Origin of the sequence: Oceanicaulis sp. UBA6590, from assembly GCF_002433705.1 — a bacterium.
GTDB lineage: Bacteria > Pseudomonadota > Alphaproteobacteria > Caulobacterales > Maricaulaceae > Oceanicaulis.
Genome location: NZ_DJIQ01000022.1, coordinates 126,961 through 143,425, shown reverse-complemented (window position 1 = coordinate 143,425; position 16,465 = coordinate 126,961). Strand labels below are relative to the sequence as shown.

Here is a 16,465-nt window from a genome sequence, read left to right as displayed (position 1 = left end):
CGGAAGGCCAAGGATGAAGGAGACACACAATGCAACTGTTCGCAAAACTGGCTGCGGCGGCCGCCTTCGCCGGACTTGCCGCCACCGCCCTGCCCGCCGCGGCGAACGCCGCCGATCTGACCGTCTCGGTCAGCACTGCGGCAACGGCTCAGGCCCATGGCCACCGCCGCGGCTATGAGCCCCATCATCGCGGGTATCGCTGGAACGGCCCGGAGGGCCATTTCGTGGTCTACGCCAATGCCTGCCCGGATCTGCGTGAGGACCGCCGCGACCGCCGACGCGATACCGGCTGGCGGGATCGCCGCGAGGACCGCCGGGACAGCCGGATCATCGATTGCCCGGACCGCGCCTGGGATTACGTGCCCAGCCGCCGGGAAGCCCGGGACGGCCGGACCGGCGATCGCCTGCGCCCGGATCGCGCCTATCTTGATCGTCGCACGGGCGGCTATTACGCCGAGACTCGCTGGGGCGCGGTGCCCGTGCAGGTCGTCCACGGCCGTCGCGGATACGACCATTATGGTCGCGGTCATGGCCGCGGACGCGGTCGCGACCATTACGGCCATGGCCGTCACTAGGACCTAGAGCCGGATCACCCCGTCCAGATAACGCAGGGCGGACCCGACGAGCAGAACACGGCCCGATGCCCCGGCGCGCACCTCGAGCGCGCCGGAGCGCGGGCCGACCTGCCGCGCCTTCAGCGCGGTCTTCTCAAGACGCTGGAACCAGTACGGCGCCAGCGTGCAGTGCGCGGAGCCCGTCACCGGATCCTCGTCCACCCCGCTGGCGGGGCCGAAGAAGCGGGACACGAAGTCCGACGCCCGTCCCGGCGCCGTGGCGATCACATTGGTGCGGGCGGCCTCGAGCGCCTTTATGTCGGGATTGAGCCCCACCACGGCGGCTTCATCGGCGAACACCAGCATCTGATAGCGATTGCCGTGCACGCGTTCGATCTCGTAAACGGCTTCCGGCTCGCCGCCGCCCAGCGCGTCAACCACGGCGGGATCGGCCTTGCCCGGCTCATATCCGATCACCGGGAAATCCATCTGGTACCGGCCATCCTCCAGACGCGAGACCTTCAGCAATCCTGACAGGGTGTGAAAGCGCGCCTCCGGTCCCACCACGCGGCCGGTTTCAAACAGCCAGGCGGCCGAGGCCAGCGTGGCGTGTCCGCACAGCTCGACCTCCAGCCCCGGCGTGAACCAGCGCAGAGACCACTGATCCTTCTCTCCCATGGGCTTGAGATAGGCTGTCTCGGACAGGTTGTTCGATTGCGCGATCCCCAGAAGGTCGGCATCCGACAGATCACGATGCAGCAGGACAACCCCGGCCGGATTGCCCGAATGCGGCTTGGGTCCGTCGGGAAAGGCGTGAATCTCTGCGTAGGAAAATTCCATCAATGCTCCTCCCGGTAGCGTTGCAGGAAGCGGCCGTCGAGCCAGCGCTTGAGCGTGAGGGCCGGTTTGCCCTGAAAGGCGAGATCGCCATAGCGGGCCAGGCCCGTGCCGTCGCCCACATCCAGGATCGAGAGCCAGCGCGATTGCGGCGTATACCGCCGACGCGTCGTACGACCGCCCGCCGCATTGATCAGATTCTGGATCAGGATGGGCGCCGCGCGCACGCCGAACACGCCCAGCCTGGGCCGAGGGTGATCCACCATGCGCGCGCAATCACCCACAGCGAACACCGAGCCATCGCCCGTCCAGGACAGGTCTTCATTCACCGGCAAGCCGTCACCGGACGCGTCAAATCCGTCGGGAAGATTGGCGCTCAGCCCGGTCGCGGCCACCAGAATGTCCACGGGCGCGACCCTGCGTTCCCCGAAATGGATGAGACCCATCGACAGATCCTGCACTCTGCGGGGCACATACTCGACACCACAGCGCGCCATCGCGTCGCGCGCCAGGTCGCGCGCCTTGTCCGGCCAGCCCGGCAACAGATCCGGGCCGGCAAGCACCATTTGCGGGTGCGCGCCCAGCCGGCGCTGCAGGCTGGCGAGCGACAGCGCGATCTCCAGCCCTGTCGCACCGGCGCCGGCGACCGCAAGACGCAGGCGCCCTCCGGCGGTTTCGACCGTCGCCCGAAGCGCGGCGAGCGCACTGACCGGTTTGGCGGGAATGGCGCCCGCCTCCAGAAGCGGCGTGTGGGCGATATGGCTGCCGGTATTCAGCGACAGCACATCATAACTGAGTTCCAGGCCGTCCTCGAGCCGGACCGTCCGGGTCACAGGATTCACCGAGGCGACCCGTTGGCGCACATGCAGGAACGGACCAGCCATGTCCGCCGGATTCAGTCGCGCCGCAGCGGGATCAAGCGCTCCGGAGAGCACGCCCGTGGCGGCGCCGGAATACCAGAAGGCGCCCGGGTCAATCAGCGTCAGCGTCAGGCCCGCATTGGCGAAGCGCTTTGACTGGCGCAGCGCCTCCATATGGGCATGACCCGCCCCGATCAGAACGACTTGACGGGTCACGGGGCGGGAACCTCGGCGTACACGGCGAGAAAGTCGGCGAATTCCTGCGGTCGGCGCGAGCGGGCGGTGCGCCAGTCATAGGCGCCGCCCGCATTCACCACGCGGCCATCCGCATCGGCCACCACGATCGCGGGCGCCCCCTCGATCTTCTCCAGTCCATAGCCCGCCGCCAGATCGATATTCCTGTCATAGCGACCCACATCAATCAGCACGATCTCGTAGCGCTCGGACAGGAAGTCCTGCAGCTGCGGCAACGCCAGCACGCTCGCGAAGCGCCGCGCGTCCGGGCACCAGTCCGCGCCGAACACCGCCAGCACCCGCTTGCCGTTGCGGGCCGCGTATTCCGCATTCCCGAGTGCGCCTTTCGGTTCTGGGGCGGACGCATAGGGCGTTTGCAGATCGGCGATCGCGATGTCATCGGGCAGAAAGGGGCGGGTCATGCGGCGCTCCGGATTCACTCTTGTCACTGGACCGGGAAACTGCGCTCTTCCGGCTCAAAGGTCCAGATTGATCGGGTGCGACCGGTCTTCACGCCTGTGTCAGGGCCGGAAAACTTCAGCTCGGCGCCAAGCGCCTGCTTGCCCCTCACGCGCTCGGTCCGCTACCACCTCGGGCAGAGACGACGCATCGCCCGCTCGCCGCTGGTCATCGCACCGGCGCCGGGCCATATAGGGCCGTAAGAGACGAAGAAGGATATCCACGCATGGCGGCGAAAGAGACCGGCCTGAGCTTCTCCTGGGAAGACCCGCTTCACCTTCAGCAGCAGCTGAGCGAAGAGGAGCGCATGATCGCCGACAGCGCCCGCAGCTATTGCCGCGAGAAGCTGCAGCCGCGCGTGGTCGACGCCTATCGTGAGGAAAGCTTTGATCGCAACATCATGACCGAGATGGGCGAGATGGGGCTGCTGGGCGCCACCGTGGCCGAGGAATATGGCGGCGCGGGCCTGTCCCATGTGGCCTACGGCCTGATCGCGCGCGAGGTGGAAGCGATTGATTCCGGTTACCGCTCGGCGATGAGCGTGCAATCCTCGCTCGTCATGTATCCGATCGAGGCCTTCGGCACGGAAGAGCAGAAAAAGAAATACCTGCCCAAGCTCGCCACCGGCGAATATGTGGGCTGTTTCGGCCTGACCGAGCCCGATGGCGGTTCGGATCCGGGCGCCATGCGCACCACCGCCAGGAAGGCCGAGGGCGGCTATGTGCTGAACGGCGCAAAGATGTGGATCACCAACTCGCCGATCTCCGATCTGGCGGTGGTCTGGGCCAAGCTGGACGGCGAGATCCGCGGCTTCATCGTCGACAAGGGAACCGAAGGCTTCGATTGCCCCAAGATCGAAGGCAAGCTGTCGCTGCGCGCCTCGATCACCGGCTCGATCTCGCTCAATGACGCCTTCGTGCCCGAAGAGAACCTGCTGCCGCATGTGAAGGGCCTGCGCGGTCCGTTCTCCTGCTTGAACAAGGCGCGCTACGGCATCGCCTGGGGCGCCATGGGCGCGGCCGAGTTCTGCCTGCACGCCGCCCGCGACTACGCCATGGAGCGCGTCGTCTTCGGAAAGCCGATCGCCGGAACCCAGCTGGTGCAGAAGAAACTCGCCGACATGCAGACCGAGATCGCGCTCGGCTATCAGGGCGCGCTGGCGCTCGGCCGCATGCTCGATCAGGGCGCCTGGATCCCTGAAGCGATCTCCATGATGAAGCGCAACAATTGCGGCAAGGCCCTGGCCATCGCCCGCGAGGCGCGCGACATCCATGGCGGCAACGGCATCGCCGAGGAATACCACATCCTGCGCCACGCCATTAATCTTGAGACCGTGAACACCTATGAGGGCACCCATGACGTGCACGCCCTCATTCTGGGCCGCGCCATGACCGGGATTCAGGCTTTCTCTTAAGCCTGATCTCCTTCGCGCTCGCACAACAAAAAACCCCGGCGCCAAGGCGCCGGGGCTTTTTTGTTTCGGGTCTGTCGCCGTGGAAAAGCGCGTTAGCGCGTTTCCCAGTACGGACGCCGTGCCGTCAGGTTCAACGCCAGCGGGTCAGGCCGTGTCAGCCGTCCCGTTGCGAAGAGCACGACCAGGGTCAGCGCCATGCCGACCAGGGCCAGGATGCTGGTCACTTCAGCGGACGCCAGACGCGGCGCCAGCAGTGCGAAGGCCAACCAGGCGGCAATCAGACCCACACCAACAAGATGAGACATGTGGACCTCCTGTATTGCTCACCGTTATAAAAGTGTCACCTTTCGCGGTCGGCGTCAAGTTTTTTGGCAGGGTACGGATAAATTTTTTCCCGCGAAGACAATCCGCCTCACCCCTAATTTCTTGACGATTCACCACATTCAGGCGCAAACAACGCCCCAGGCAGGATGCAGTTCCGGGGCAAAGCCATGCATGCAGAACAGATCTATCTTTCCCGTCACGGCGAAATTGCATCGCTGGTGCTCAATCGCCCGTCCAAGCACAACGCCCTGACCGAGGCAATGTGGCGGGAAATCCCCGACCTGCTGGCTGAAGCGGAAGCCGATCGCGACATCCAGGTGCTGATCGTCCGCGGCAAGGGCGGCGCCTTTGCGGCGGGCGCGGATATTTCCGAGTTCGAGGAGGTCTACGCCACCGCCGAACGCGCCGCCGCCTATTCGCGCGCCATCGGAGAGGCGCTAGACGGTCTGGCGCGTTTTTCCAAGCCCACGATCGCCGCCATTGAAGGGGCCTGCGTGGGCGGGGGCTGCGCGCTGGCGCTGGCGTGCGATCTGCGGTTCGCGGCCCAGGGCGCGCGGTTCGGCGTCACTCCGGCCAAGCTGGGCCTGGTCTATCCCTTCAACGACATGCGCCGTCTCGTCAGCACGGTGGGCGCGTCCGCCGCCAAGGACCTTCTGTTCACCGCCCGGCTTGTCGATGCAGAGACGGCGCTCCAGATGGGCCTGATCAACCGGCTGATGCCGCAGGGCATTCTCGCCGAGGCGGTGGAGGAATATGTCAGCCATATCACCCAGACCTCCAGCCATACCGCGAAGATCACCAAACAGATGATCGCCCTGATCGAAGCGGGTCAGGACGAGGATTGCGAGCAGACCCGGCAGCTCTTCCTCGAAGCCTTTTCCGGCGAGCATTTCCAGGAAGGCTATCAGGCCTTCCTTGAGAAACGCCGTCCGAATTTCCCCAAGCCCTGAGCCTCTGGTTCTTTGTTGCTCTGCACCATGCAGGCGCAACTCGCATTCCTAGTGGCAACGACTATGTTAGCCCCGTCTTTTGAAGGCGGGAGGATCCTGTGTCCGATCATTCAGGCGTAGAACCGGTCTCCAGCGCGCCGCGCTACATGACGCTGGCCGAAACCCTGCGAGCGGGCATCGCCGCCGGCAATCCGGCCGTGGGTGAATTGCTGCCCACCGAACATGCCCTGACAGAACAGTATGGCGTGTCCCGCCACACCGTGCGCGAAGCGCTGCGCATGCTGGCGGAAGCCGGCCTGATCGCCCGTCGCCGCGGCGCCGGGACGGTCGTGGTGGCGTCCGAAGCCCGCGCGGGGTTCGCCCAGCGCCTGGGCGGGGTGGATGATCTGATGCAGTATACCCGCACGGCGCGCCTGAAGCCGCTGCGCCAGCATGTGGGCCCGCTCGATCCCGCCGTCGCCCGCGCCTTCGGCGTCGCCCCGGGGGGAGACTATCTGCACGTCCACGGCCTGCGCGGTCAGCCCGATCGCGCGCCTGTCGCCCTGACGGACATGTATATCCGCGCTGATCTCGCCCCGCCGGTGGATGTGTTCGTCGAGCTCAATGGCGGCGTCACCGAATGGATGGCCACCGAGCGCGGCGCCCCGACCGCCCGGATCGAGCAGACCATTGCGGGCGGACTTCTGACCGACAGCGAAGCGGACGTGCTGGACGCCGAGCCGGGATCCGCCGTGCTGCGGACCATGCGGCGCTATTACGACAAGGGCGGGCGCATCATCGCCCTGTCCGACACCGTGCACCCGGCCGATCGCTTCACCTATGAAATGACCATGCAGCGCGAAGCGGACTGATCACTCCGCCGCCCGGTCCCCGGGCTTGTCGCTGAGCATCTCGTCGAGAATGTCCCGGGTATCCTCGCCCAGCTTGGGCGCCCGGCAGGAGGGCGCGTTCTGTCCGTTGATCCGGACCGGATCGCGGACCAGTTTCAGGCCTTCGGGCTTGTCGGGATGGGAGACCGTTTCGATCCTTGACCGGGCCTCCGGCGCCCCCAGCGCGCAGGACATCGAGTTGACCGGGGCCGCCGGAGCCACCCCGCCCAGACGCGCCATCCACGCCGCCGTGGTGCGGGTCGAGAGGAAGGCGTCGAGCTCGTTCTGCAACTTCTCGCGATTCATCCGGCGCGCCGCCATGTCGGCATAGGCCGGATTCGCCAGCAGGTCCTCGCGTCCGATCGCCTTGCAGAACGCGCCCCAGAATTTGGGCGCCTGGCACATCACGAAGATCCAGCCATCCGCCGTGCGGAAGAGCTGGCTGGGCGCGACGGACGGATGGGCCGAGCGCTCCTGACGCTCCGCGCACTTGCCTTCATTGAGATACCAGGTAGCCGGATAGGAGAGCTGGTTCAGCGCGACATCGTAGAGCGACACATCCACATCGCAGCCCCGCCCGGTGCGTTTGGCGCCCAGCACCGCCGAGACCAGGCCGAGCGCCATCATGGCGCCGCCCATATAGTCGATCATGGACATGCCGAAGCGGGTGGGCGGCGCATCGGGCTCCCCGGTCATCGCCATCAGCCCGGCTTCGGCCTGCATCAGATAGTCATAGCCGGGCCAGTGCGCCCGCTCGCTGTCCCGGCCATAGGCGGAGAGGTGCGCGCAGACGATGTCGGGCTTTATCTTACGCAGATGGGCGTAATCGACCTGCAGCTCCGCCGGCAGGTCGCCCCTGAGATTGTTCGCACAGGCGTCCGCTGTGGCCAGGAGCCGCTCGAAAATACGGCGGTCGCCACGATCCTTGAGATCGAGCGCCATGGAGCGCTTGCCGCGGTTGAAGGTCTGGAAGAACTCGCTGTCATACTCGCCGAGGAAGTAAGGACCGGCGCAGCGCCCGCTATCGCCGCCCGTGGACGGGTTCTCGATCTTGATGACGTCCGCGCCGAGCGAGGCGAGCAGTTGCGTGCCATAAGGCCCCGCGCCGTCCTGCTCGATGGTGAGAACCCGAAGGCCGCTCAGAGGCTGATGCATGCAAGACTCACAGCTCAGTTTCCACTTTCCGCAAATGTTAACGAAAAGACAGACTCTGTCCAAGCCGATCTACGACTTTAGAGTGAGTATCCTGGAAACCACACGCTTTGACAGTGAGTTGAGGCTCAGCTGAACAAGGACACAGGGTCGCATTCCCCCCGCTCCATCCGCCTGACAGTCTGGTTTCAGACCCAGCAAGGGGAGGAGAACGCGATGAACCACAAACACCGGAAAACCCTGCATGCCCTGTTCGCACATCCCGAGCCGGCCAATCTGTCGCCCGCCGAGGTCGAGCATGTGCTGACCGATCTGGGCGCCGAGATCAGCGAGCGGTCGGGCGCGAAATTCGCCGTGAGCCTGAACGGACATACCGCCAATTTCCATCACGCCTCTCACTCCCTGCCCAAGGATGAAGTGCGCCAGCTGCGCAGCTTCCTTGAAACGGCGGGCGTGAATCCGGAGCGCGACTACCCGCTCTAGCCCGACACGGACGGGCCGGGTCCGGTCAGTCGCCCAGAAGGCGGCGCGGCCCCGGCCCCTGCACGCCCAGCCGGTCCTGCGGGTTGTAGAGCTTGCAGGTTTCCAGCGAGAGGCAGCCACAGCCGATACAGCCGTCCAGACGTTCGCGGATGCGTTCCAGCTCGGCGATCCGCGCCTCGACCCGCCTCCGGATGCCGCCGGAAATCTGAGACCAATCGGCTTTTGTCGGCGTGCGCCCGTCAGGCAGACGCTGAAGAATGGCCCCGATCTCTTCCAGGCTGAGCCCCAATTGCTGGGCGATCAGGATGAAGGAAACGCGCCGGATGTCCGCGCGCGCGAAGCGGCGCTGTCCGGCATTGGTGCGATAGGGCTGGATCAGACCGGCATCAGCGTAATAACGCAGGGCCGACACCGGCACCCCCGTGCGCGCCGACAGCTCCCCGATTTTCAGAAGTTTCTGTCGCCGCATCACCACATTGATATTCCTGGATTTTATTTCCTTGATCTCAAGTTAGCTTGAGAAAGTAGGCTTGCCAATATCAGACCTTGATCACTGGAGCCTGCCCACGACCGCCCCCCTCGACTTCGCCCTGCCTGCGCCCCGGAACTGGCATGCCGACCGCGCCCTTTCCCAGGCCGCCGGCAGCCTTCTGAAATCCCGTCCCGACTATTCCCGGCTGGACGCCGCGCTGACACGGCTGGACACCGTCTCGCCCGCGCTCGCGAACGGTTACTACAACCATGCCCCCATGGTGATGGAGGCCCTGTGCGCCATGGGACAGGGCGAGCAGGCCCTGGGCTGGCTCGAACAGGAAATCCCCGGCTTCACCCCGTCCGGTCCGGCTCCGGGGCGGCTCGATCCTGATGACTGGCGGTCGCAGATCGGAACACAGGATCACGACGCTGAGTGGCGCGCCTATTTCCGCGCCGAGCTCGAGGACAAACCCTGGCGTGAAGTTCTGAGCCTCTGGGTTCACCGGCTTGTGGACGGCTTTTCCACCTCGGCCTGCCACGCGGTTCTCCAGACCGCCCATATGAGCCGCGCCCTGCAATCGGAAGTGAGTTCAGTGCGCCTTAACGCCCTCGCCAATGCGCTCGCCGCTTGGGCGGACCGCTACACGCCCCTGCCCGTCGGAACGCACGCCAACCAGGGCGTGCTGGACTTTCGCGCGACCCTGAGCTGGATCACGCCCCTGCCCGATGCGCATGCGCCTGGCGAAGGCGCAATCACGGCGGGCTATGCACGGCTCGCGCACGCCGCCGACTTCGCCGAGGTGACGAGCCTGGTGGACCTGTCAGGCGATCTGGCGATGCGGTTTGACGCGCTGATGCTGGAGATGACACGCCTGTTCCTGCATCATGCGCGCACCCCGTTCACCGTGATCGTCTTCACCCATGCGGTAACGGCGACAGCAGCGGCGCGCACCCTGTCAGAGCAGGTTCCCGACGCTCTGGGCCGCCGCTTGCTCTTCAGGGCGTTCGAACATGGCGCCGCGCTTCTGGCGGCCTTCTCGCCGCTGGCCTTGCAAAGCCCCGAACCGATCAGGGCGCTCCCGCCCAGCCACCCGGCCCATCGCGCCGCCCGGCATGGGGATGATCACATCATCAAGCTGACCGAGGCGCTTTGCAGCGCCTATCAGCGCAGCGCGAACCCGGCCTATCTTGACGCCATAGCCCAGGCCTTTGCGGTTCTGCCCGCCTCTGACCGGGATTGATCTGTCCGGCTGACTTGGCGAATGCGGGCAGGGAGGGGATAAGGGCGGTATGGTCGCCGTCTTCAGCCCCCTCCTGACCCTCGTGCTTCTCGGCGCATTGATCACCCTGTCGGTGATTGACGCCCGGCGTTTCATCCTGCCCGACCGGATCACCTTGCCATTGATTGCTGGCGGCGTGGTTGCAGCCGCCGTGCTGGGCGGGACGGTCTGGCTGCACGCACTGGGCGGCATTGTGGGCTATTCCGCGCTCGTCCTGATCGAGAAGAGCTATGAGCGGGCGCGCGGGCGTCCCGGGCTCGGCCGCGGGGACGCCAAGCTGTTCGCGGCCGGGGGGACGTGGTGCGGGGCGCTGGCCCTGCCCGCCATCCTTCTGTTTTCGAGCCTTGCAGCGCTCGTCTTTGCGCTGACGCTGAAATACGTTTTCCGCAAGGATGTGACCGGAGACAGCATGATCGCCTTCGGACCGTTCCTGGCGTTCGGAATCGGACTGGTCTGGGTGCTGCAGCAGACGGGCCTGTCCGGTCCCGCCGGATTCTAGAGCCGGCCCGGAGCGGTGCGGTTCGAACCGTCGCGGCAGGAATAAACCCCGCCCAGCGGCCTGACGGTCTCTGATCCGTCAATCGCCCGCGTGCGCAACAGAACATTCTCAAGGCGCGGCCCGGACCCCGTCTCCTCGCCCACTTCGCCGGTCAAGGTGAAGACGAGATTGCTCGCCTGATCGAGATAGACCCGGCGGAAGCGTTCCCCCTGCACGAAGGCGCCCGGTTGCGGCGTGACGCCCAGCTCATGGATGACGCCCTGATGCAGGATCAGCGCGCGTCCGGCGCGGTCATTCTCGAACACCACAAAGGGATGCCGGTCGCCCATGCCGAACAGGAAGATGCCGCACTGACCGTCCGGCAGGTTCTGCGGCGGCAGGCTGTCGGCGCGATCGGGCGCATTGCGCGCCTGATCGATCAGCTGAGCCCGTTCGGGAGACGACGTGGCGGAGCAGGCGGTGACGCCCACCGCACACAAGCCAGCCAGAAACCAGCGCATCATCAGCCCTCTCCCATCTCTTCACTGTCCGCGATCCAGCGCGCCCCGTCCGCGCGGAAGCCCATCAAGGATAGCACCCGCCCGCCCTCGGGGTCATGAGGCGTCGCGACGATCCGGTAGGACGGCGCTTGCGCATCAAGGCGAATGACGCCTTCCAGATCCACCGCCGGGCTCTGGCCCGAAAGATTGAGCGCCAGCACATCGCCTGCGCAGAAGACACTCATGTCCAGGATCGGCAGGGCCACATCATAGCGTGCGCCCGCATCGGCCAGGGCCGGGCTCATCACGGCGCCCTCCGCACTGATGCAGCGCCCCGCCTGATCGAGCGAAACGCTCACCCCATCGAGCCGCGCAAAGCTGTCCGCCGGCGTTGGCAGCCCCGCCAGCAGGGGCAATGCCCGGACCGAGACAAGGCCTTGCGCTTCCTCGATCCGGATTGCGTCTCCGGCCGCGCGCAACCGGGCGTCAATCTGGATCTCGGGATCGGTCACCCGCATGGACATTGCCGGGCTCAGCGCCAGCAGGGACGCCGGCTCCAGCCCGGTTTCAACCTGTTGGACAACCCGTCCGCCCAGACGCACACGCAGCGCCTGCCCGCGCCAGACGCTGCCCTGCACCAGTCCTGCTTCCACCCCTGACGGGGCCAGCGCATCATAGACAAGCCGGGTCGGAGCGGTGACCGCCAGTCCCGCGACAAGCGCCAGCACAAAGCCGAGGATCAGAATAAGACGCATCAGCCCGCTCCTCCGGCGCGCACCAGGGTGAGCTGGGCGCGAACCCGGGTCTCGCCCTCGCGATCCAGACTCACACGCTCGGCGTTGACGCCATGCTCGCGCGACAGAAGGCTCAGCCAACCCATCAGGGAGTCCGCGTCCGCCTGCTCCATCCAGACGCCCAGTCGTCCGTCCTCAAGCGGCTGGACGCGGCTGATCGCCAGCCCACGCTCGCGCGCGGTACGATCGGCCAGCGTGCGCAAGGGCTCACGATCATCGGCATTGACCGCCTGTGCGGACAGGGCGCGATACTCGGACGCCTGAACCAGAATGCTCTCATAGCCTTCCGCAGCGTTGGCGTATCGGCGGGCCGCATCGGCGCGCCAGCTCATCGCCGGCGCCAGAACGCCGAACCAGGCGATCGTCAGGACCACCAGCACGGCCAGTCCGGCCAGAAGCGCCTGCTCGCGAGCCGTTCTCGCCTGAAAGGCCTTGATGAGCGGAGTGAAGAGCGTGGTCTGGCTCATGGCAGCCTCACAATGAATTCGCCTGCAACTCCCGCCGCGCTCTGCCGCGCGCCGCCATCCTCAAGCACCGCGCCCCGCGCTTCAGCCGCCATGCGCAGGCGTTCAAAGTCGCCGAACCCGGAATAGAGCGCCGTCACAGAGAGTTCGCCCCGGCTGGCGTCATAGCGCAGGGAGTCCACCCGGACGCCGTCCACATCGCTCAGCGTCTCCGACAGCACCGTCGCCAGCGGCAGGAAGCCCGCCCCGCTCACAGCCCCGCCGCTGACGCTGTTGAGCGCCTGGCGCATCTGGGCGCTGACATTCACGATCCGCGCCTCGGGGAACAGCATGCGGAATTCCGCCTCCTGCGCCGCCTGATACCGACTGGCGCGATCCTGGAGATAGGCGGCCTGCCCCACCATGAGCCCGGAAGCCGCCAGCACCGCCGTCAGCCCCAGAACCGCCGCGGCGCGCCAGGGCTTCAGGAGCGCCGCCCAGTCCAGCTTCGTTGCGAAGGCGTCACCAAAGATCGCCGGCAGGGCGTCCAGCGCTTCCGGCGGCAGAGAAGCCGCCGCGATCCGCAGATCCGGCGCATCAATGCGTTTGACGGCGATCGGCTTGCCCTCGGGCGCGAGCGCTGAGGGGTCGAGCGCGGTGCTGATCAGGACCCGCTTGGGAGACAGGCGACGGCCCAGCCCCGCCAGCACCGGGGTCAGGAGATGGGGCTCGATCGCACCGCAGACCGGGTCGGACAACGCGGCGTCGAGATCACGCGCTCCATCCTGGCTGTCTGAGAGCGCACCCAAGTCGCCGGACCGGGTCTGGAACACTACCCTGTCGCCATAGCCCATCACGGTCAGATCGCCGCCATGCCCCGTCAGCACCATGCCGTCAGGAACAGTATGGTGCTGGGGGGCATCCAGACTGGCCAGCATCTCCCGCCAGGTCTTGAGCTGGTCACGATCCACCGCCGCGAGCCAGCGCGCGCCATCTGCGCCAACCGGACCGAGGCTCACTTCGACATCGTCCAGAGGCTGGGCGATCTGGTCCTCGATCAGGAAGGGGGCGGCCCGTCGCGCATCGCGTTCGGACTGGCCCGGCACCGGAAGGCGCCGGATGAACACATCTTCGGACGGCAGGACCACCACAGCCCGCTCGATCACCGTTCCGGCAGGGGGCTCGACCGTTGCGCCCGGCCCCGTCACGCCCTCGGCGATGACCGCCCCGGCGCGGATCACGCTCCAGCGGGCGGTCTGCTCCGCCATTGCCGAGGAGGGCGGCTGAAGGATCAGCACGTCAGTCATCAGAAGGCTCCAAAGCGCTGGCTGTGACGGCGCAGATCGCCGCCTTCATTGAGTTCAGCCAGCTCTGTCATGTGAAAGCGGGTCTCCGCCAGCTGCACGCGCACCGCCATTTCGAACCACCGGCTGCGCAAGGTCAGCCGCGTCTTCTCTGCATCGCTGAGATCAAGCTGCGCCATCAGCGGGTCCGCCCAGACATCCTCAGCGCTGTCATAACCGGCAGGCGGCCTGCGGAAAAGCACGGTCTCCGCATCCGCAGGGTCCAGATCCTCATGCACAAGCGCGGACAGCAATAGGCTCTGGTCCAGCGACAGCGTGTTGATGTTCAAGGGCGGCTGCTCGGCCAGAGGCAGCACACACAAGACAGGCTGGTACACGGCGTAGAGCGAGGGCGTCATCACCGGCAGGGCGCGCAATTCCTCCAACTCCACGAAAGGCTGGTTGGCGGCGCGATAGGGCTGAGCATAGGCGCCATAGGTGCGATCCTCGGCTCCTCCCGGTTCCGCGGACTGATCCGCATCAATCCAGTCGGTGATCTGGGCCAGCAGAGTCTCGGCTTCGCCCGCGGGAACCCCGAGCTCCAGGGACAGGGACAGGAACGCCTGTCGCAGCCATTGGATGTCAGAGCTGCGCGCCTCGCGCTCCAGCGGGTCATCGCCGTCTGTATCCGGCGCGACCAGCGCGTTGATGTTCAGACAGTTGTTCCGGTCATGGATCTCGCCCACCACCTGCCCGTTCTCCAGCGGAAACACGACCGGTCCGGCCAGCCACAGCTCATCGGATCGCATCACAGAGCGGCCTGGAGCGCCGGCATTCAGGAAGGCGGATTCGGCCAGATCACGCGCGCCCCGCGCCATCCAGACCGCCTGCGCACGCTGGTCGATCTGGGCGGTGCGGAAGGCGGCAAAGCGCGTCACATCCATCAATTGCACCGCCACCGCCGCCATCAGGGCGACCAGCAGGAGCGCCGCGATCAGCGCCGTGCCGCGTTCTGACGTCCGCGCCCTCATCGCCCCACCTCTGCGGTTGGTGAGAGCGCCACATGCTCCATCTCGCCCAGCGTGGACTGCACATAGGACAGGCGCACCGCGCGCGGGGCCTGAGCCGCCGCTTCGCCATTGCGGCCGGGCCGTAATTCGACCACCCCGGTCCAGACCCCGGTCATCATCGCCTCGATCTGAAGATCCGAGATCCCTTCCGCAATCATCTGGCGGACAGGCGCGGCGCCCTGCGCCAGATCGGGATAGAGACTCGTTTCGCGCCACAAATGATCGCCGTCATAGATCCAGGCGACCCGCTGCAGGCCCGAGCGCGGCTGCACCCCGCCGGGATTGGCCCAACCCGAACGCGTCAGCACCAGGATCTCGCGCGGCTCGCCTTCGCGGTCGGGGTTCAGGGGATCGGCGCCCTGAACATCGAGGGCGAACACGCGCGGATCGGTCAGGCCATCCTCATCGCGCACCGGGCGCATCACCATCTGGCCGATGTCTTCGCTGAGCAGGGCCTGAATGCGCTGGACGGCGGCAAGGTCCGCCATCACGGCTTCAGAGGTTTCCTTCGAGCGCAGGGCGGTCGTCAGAAGCCCGACGCTGATCGCGCTGATCAGGGCGAAGACCATGACCGCCGCCATCACCTCCACAAGGGTGAAGCCTGCTTCGTGACGCCGTTTCATGACGTCCTCCGCAGGGTTTCCAGCGTGTAGAGGACCGTGTCCGCGTCCGCCTCGGAAATCACGAGGCGCAAGCGCAAGAGATCCGGTTGGCCGGCATCATCGACTTCCAGCGCCCAGTCAAAACTCTGCCCGCCCAGCGCATACTCGCCGCGTTGATCGCGCATTGCGCCGGGACCAGCGTTCAGCAAGGCCTCGCTGAGAAGGTTCTGCGCCGCGATCTGCGCCAAAGTCATTTCGCGCGCCAGCGTGGCCGAACGCGCGGACGTGCTCAGCGCATTCATCAACGCGATCCCGGCAAGCGCCAGAATGGCGAGTGCGGCCAGCATCTCGATCAGCGAGAACCCGTCCTGACGCTGCGCTCTCATGACGGCGTCTCCGCCGCGTTCGGATCGAAAAGGCTGAGCCGCCCCTCGCCATCGCGCTGGATGATCCGCACGGCATCCGGACCGCGCAATTCAAAGGCGAAGGGCTGGTCAAAACCGGTGGGGTCGAACCAGACTTCGGGACCGTTCAGCGCCTCGGCCGCGTCATCACGCGCGCCCTCGCTCCGGCGGCTGATCGCGCCGGACTGCACGCTCAGGATCAGGTCCGGGTCTTCAAACCGGTGCGCCTCAAAGGCGGGATGGTCCGCGCGCACGCGCCAGACCCCGTCCTCGAAGCGATAGAACTGATACCCGCGCCCGTCAAAGCGGGCGGCAAACCCGACATGCTGACCCGAAACCAGCGCCTCCTGGCGCGCCTCGTTGAGCGCGCGCACCAGCGCCTCGCCCTCCAGCTGTGCGGGCGAATCCTCGGGCTGGAGCATGACTACGGCCACGCCCGTCACCAGCGCGATGATCGCCAGCGCCGCCAGCGTCTCGATCAGGGAGACGCCAGCCTGAGAGGATCGGGGCAGAGGCGACATCAGTCCTGTTCGGCGGTCCAGTTGCCAATGTCGGCGTCTTCGCCCTCGCCGCCTTCGCGACCGTCCGCACCCAGCGTCCAGACGTCAAAGCGGCCATGCTCGCCCGGATAGAGGTAGAGGAAGTCATTGCCCCAGGGATCGGTGGGCAGATTGTTGATGAAGCCGCCCTCGGGGAAGCGCGTCGCGAGGCGGGCGTCGGCGGGCGGGGTGACCAGCGCGTCCAGCCCTTCATCGGTGCTGGGATAGCGACCCATGCGCAGGCGATAGGTCTCCAGCGCCTGTTCAAGCTGGCTGATCTGGGTCTGGGCGGTGGAGGAGTTGGCCTGGCCCAGCATGGGCAGGACATTGATGGTGATGATGGTGGCCAGGAGCCCGATGATCACCACGACCACCATGACCTCCACGAGCGAGAGCCCGGCTTCCTCATCCTCCAGACGGCGCGCGTCATGTTTGGTGAGCAGCATGTCTCAGTCTCCTTGC

22 protein-coding genes are annotated in these 16,465 nt (G+C 66.3%); 7 read left to right on the top strand and 15 right to left on the bottom strand.

What is annotated here, in order from left to right; translation table 11 throughout:
* Positions 1–29 precede the first annotated feature (29 nt).
* Entirely contained in the window at positions 30–575 is a 546-nt protein-coding gene (locus B2Z70_RS04410) for a hypothetical protein (protein WP_009802811.1), read from the top strand.
* A 3-nt stretch (positions 576–578) separates the two neighbouring features.
* Here B2Z70_RS04410 and B2Z70_RS04405 read toward each other — a convergent pair whose 3' ends face one another.
* From B2Z70_RS04405 to B2Z70_RS04395, 3 genes are read right to left on the bottom strand one after another with little or no spacing between them, the layout of a single operon-like run.
* Positions 579–1,394 carry a PhzF family protein gene (locus B2Z70_RS04405; RefSeq protein WP_292981483.1) on the bottom strand — a complete coding sequence of 272 codons (816 nt, stop codon included), beginning with the start codon at positions 1,392–1,394 and terminating at the stop codon, positions 579–581.
* Entirely contained in the window at positions 1,394–2,467 is a 1,074-nt protein-coding gene (locus B2Z70_RS04400) for an NAD(P)/FAD-dependent oxidoreductase (protein ID WP_292981480.1), read from the bottom strand. The genes B2Z70_RS04405 and B2Z70_RS04400 overlap by 1 nt, the downstream gene beginning before the upstream one ends.
* Entirely contained in the window at positions 2,464–2,907 is a 444-nt protein-coding gene (locus tag B2Z70_RS04395; RefSeq protein WP_009802808.1) for a thioredoxin family protein, read from the bottom strand. Before B2Z70_RS04395 ends, B2Z70_RS04400 begins: the two co-directional genes overlap by 4 nt.
* A gap of 263 nt (positions 2,908–3,170) precedes the next feature.
* Here B2Z70_RS04395 and B2Z70_RS04390 point away from each other — a divergent pair, with 263 nt between their 5' ends.
* A complete protein-coding gene (locus B2Z70_RS04390; protein ID WP_292981475.1) occupies positions 3,171–4,358 on the top strand; it encodes an acyl-CoA dehydrogenase in 1,188 nt (395 codons plus the stop codon).
* Between the two features lie 92 nt (positions 4,359–4,450).
* On the opposite strand, the gene B2Z70_RS04385 is transcribed toward B2Z70_RS04390, so the two are convergent.
* Positions 4,451–4,663: a hypothetical protein gene (locus B2Z70_RS04385; RefSeq protein ID WP_009802806.1), complete on the bottom strand. Its 213-nt coding sequence runs from the start codon at positions 4,661–4,663 to the stop codon at positions 4,451–4,453.
* Positions 4,664–4,849: 186 nt separating this feature from the next.
* On the opposite strand from B2Z70_RS04385, the gene B2Z70_RS04380 reads away from it, so the two are divergent.
* Together B2Z70_RS04380 and B2Z70_RS04375 are read left to right on the top strand one after the other, a co-directional pair.
* A complete protein-coding gene (locus B2Z70_RS04380) occupies positions 4,850–5,632 on the top strand; it encodes an enoyl-CoA hydratase/isomerase family protein (RefSeq protein ID WP_040613590.1) in 783 nt (260 codons plus the stop codon).
* Between the two features lie 98 nt (positions 5,633–5,730).
* Positions 5,731–6,483 (top strand): GntR family transcriptional regulator, encoded by a 753-nt coding sequence (locus B2Z70_RS04375; RefSeq protein ID WP_009802804.1) that lies wholly within the window; start codon positions 5,731–5,733, stop codon positions 6,481–6,483.
* On the opposite strand, the gene B2Z70_RS04370 is transcribed toward B2Z70_RS04375, so the two are convergent.
* The gene (locus B2Z70_RS04370; protein ID WP_292981469.1) at positions 6,484–7,656 is read right to left on the bottom strand and encodes a CaiB/BaiF CoA transferase family protein; all 1,173 of its coding nucleotides are present in this window, start codon (positions 7,654–7,656) and stop codon (positions 6,484–6,486) included.
* Between the two features lie 213 nt (positions 7,657–7,869).
* Between B2Z70_RS04370 and B2Z70_RS04365 the strand changes: the two genes are divergently transcribed.
* Positions 7,870–8,136, top strand: coding sequence for a hypothetical protein (locus tag B2Z70_RS04365; RefSeq protein WP_009802801.1), 267 nt, complete (start codon positions 7,870–7,872; stop codon positions 8,134–8,136).
* Positions 8,137–8,161: 25 nt separating this feature from the next.
* Here B2Z70_RS04365 and soxR read toward each other — a convergent pair whose 3' ends face one another.
* Complete coding sequence (gene soxR / locus B2Z70_RS04360) at positions 8,162–8,605, bottom strand: redox-sensitive transcriptional activator SoxR (protein WP_292981464.1); 444 nt, start codon at positions 8,603–8,605, stop codon at positions 8,162–8,164.
* Positions 8,606–8,666: 61 nt separating this feature from the next.
* On the opposite strand from soxR, the gene B2Z70_RS04355 reads away from it, so the two are divergent.
* Both B2Z70_RS04355 and B2Z70_RS04350 read left to right on the top strand, forming a co-directional pair.
* Complete coding sequence (locus B2Z70_RS04355; RefSeq protein WP_292981461.1) at positions 8,667–9,851, top strand: questin oxidase family protein; 1,185 nt, start codon at positions 8,667–8,669, stop codon at positions 9,849–9,851.
* Between the two features lie 49 nt (positions 9,852–9,900).
* Positions 9,901–10,389, top strand: a complete 489-nt coding sequence (locus B2Z70_RS04350; RefSeq protein ID WP_292981458.1) for a prepilin peptidase — start codon at positions 9,901–9,903, stop codon at positions 10,387–10,389.
* Here the strand turns inward: B2Z70_RS04350 and B2Z70_RS04345 are convergent.
* The 9 genes from B2Z70_RS04345 to gspG are packed head-to-tail and all read right to left on the bottom strand — an operon-like array spanning position 10,386 to position 16,449.
* Positions 10,386–10,892, bottom strand: a complete 507-nt coding sequence (locus B2Z70_RS04345; protein WP_009802797.1) for a hypothetical protein — start codon at positions 10,890–10,892, stop codon at positions 10,386–10,388. The genes B2Z70_RS04350 and B2Z70_RS04345 overlap by 4 nt on opposite strands.
* Positions 10,892–11,623: a type II secretion system protein N gene (gene gspN / locus B2Z70_RS04340; RefSeq protein WP_292981454.1), complete on the bottom strand. Its 732-nt coding sequence runs from the start codon at positions 11,621–11,623 to the stop codon at positions 10,892–10,894. The genes B2Z70_RS04345 and gspN overlap by 1 nt, the downstream gene beginning before the upstream one ends.
* The gene (locus B2Z70_RS04335; RefSeq protein ID WP_009802795.1) at positions 11,623–12,129 is read right to left on the bottom strand and encodes a type II secretion system protein M; all 507 of its coding nucleotides are present in this window, start codon (positions 12,127–12,129) and stop codon (positions 11,623–11,625) included. Before B2Z70_RS04335 ends, gspN begins: the two co-directional genes overlap by 1 nt.
* Positions 12,126–13,412 (bottom strand): type II secretion system protein GspL, encoded by a 1,287-nt coding sequence (gene gspL / locus B2Z70_RS04330; protein WP_292981448.1) that lies wholly within the window; start codon positions 13,410–13,412, stop codon positions 12,126–12,128. The genes B2Z70_RS04335 and gspL overlap by 4 nt, the downstream gene beginning before the upstream one ends.
* Complete coding sequence (gspK, locus tag B2Z70_RS04325; RefSeq protein ID WP_292981445.1) at positions 13,412–14,419, bottom strand: type II secretion system minor pseudopilin GspK; 1,008 nt, start codon at positions 14,417–14,419, stop codon at positions 13,412–13,414. Before gspK ends, gspL begins: the two co-directional genes overlap by 1 nt.
* Complete coding sequence (gspJ, locus tag B2Z70_RS04320; RefSeq protein ID WP_009802792.1) at positions 14,416–15,081, bottom strand: type II secretion system minor pseudopilin GspJ; 666 nt, start codon at positions 15,079–15,081, stop codon at positions 14,416–14,418. The genes gspK and gspJ overlap by 4 nt, the downstream gene beginning before the upstream one ends.
* On the bottom strand, positions 15,078–15,446 hold the full coding sequence (gene gspI, locus B2Z70_RS04315; RefSeq protein WP_292981440.1) for a type II secretion system minor pseudopilin GspI: 369 nt from the start codon (positions 15,444–15,446) through the stop codon (positions 15,078–15,080). The genes gspJ and gspI overlap by 4 nt, the downstream gene beginning before the upstream one ends.
* Positions 15,443–15,985: a GspH/FimT family pseudopilin gene (locus B2Z70_RS04310; protein WP_292981437.1), complete on the bottom strand. Its 543-nt coding sequence runs from the start codon at positions 15,983–15,985 to the stop codon at positions 15,443–15,445. The genes gspI and B2Z70_RS04310 overlap by 4 nt, the downstream gene beginning before the upstream one ends.
* Complete coding sequence (gene gspG / locus B2Z70_RS04305) at positions 15,985–16,449, bottom strand: type II secretion system major pseudopilin GspG (protein WP_292981434.1); 465 nt, start codon at positions 16,447–16,449, stop codon at positions 15,985–15,987. The genes B2Z70_RS04310 and gspG overlap by 1 nt, the downstream gene beginning before the upstream one ends.
* Positions 16,450–16,465: the final 16 nt, after the last annotated feature.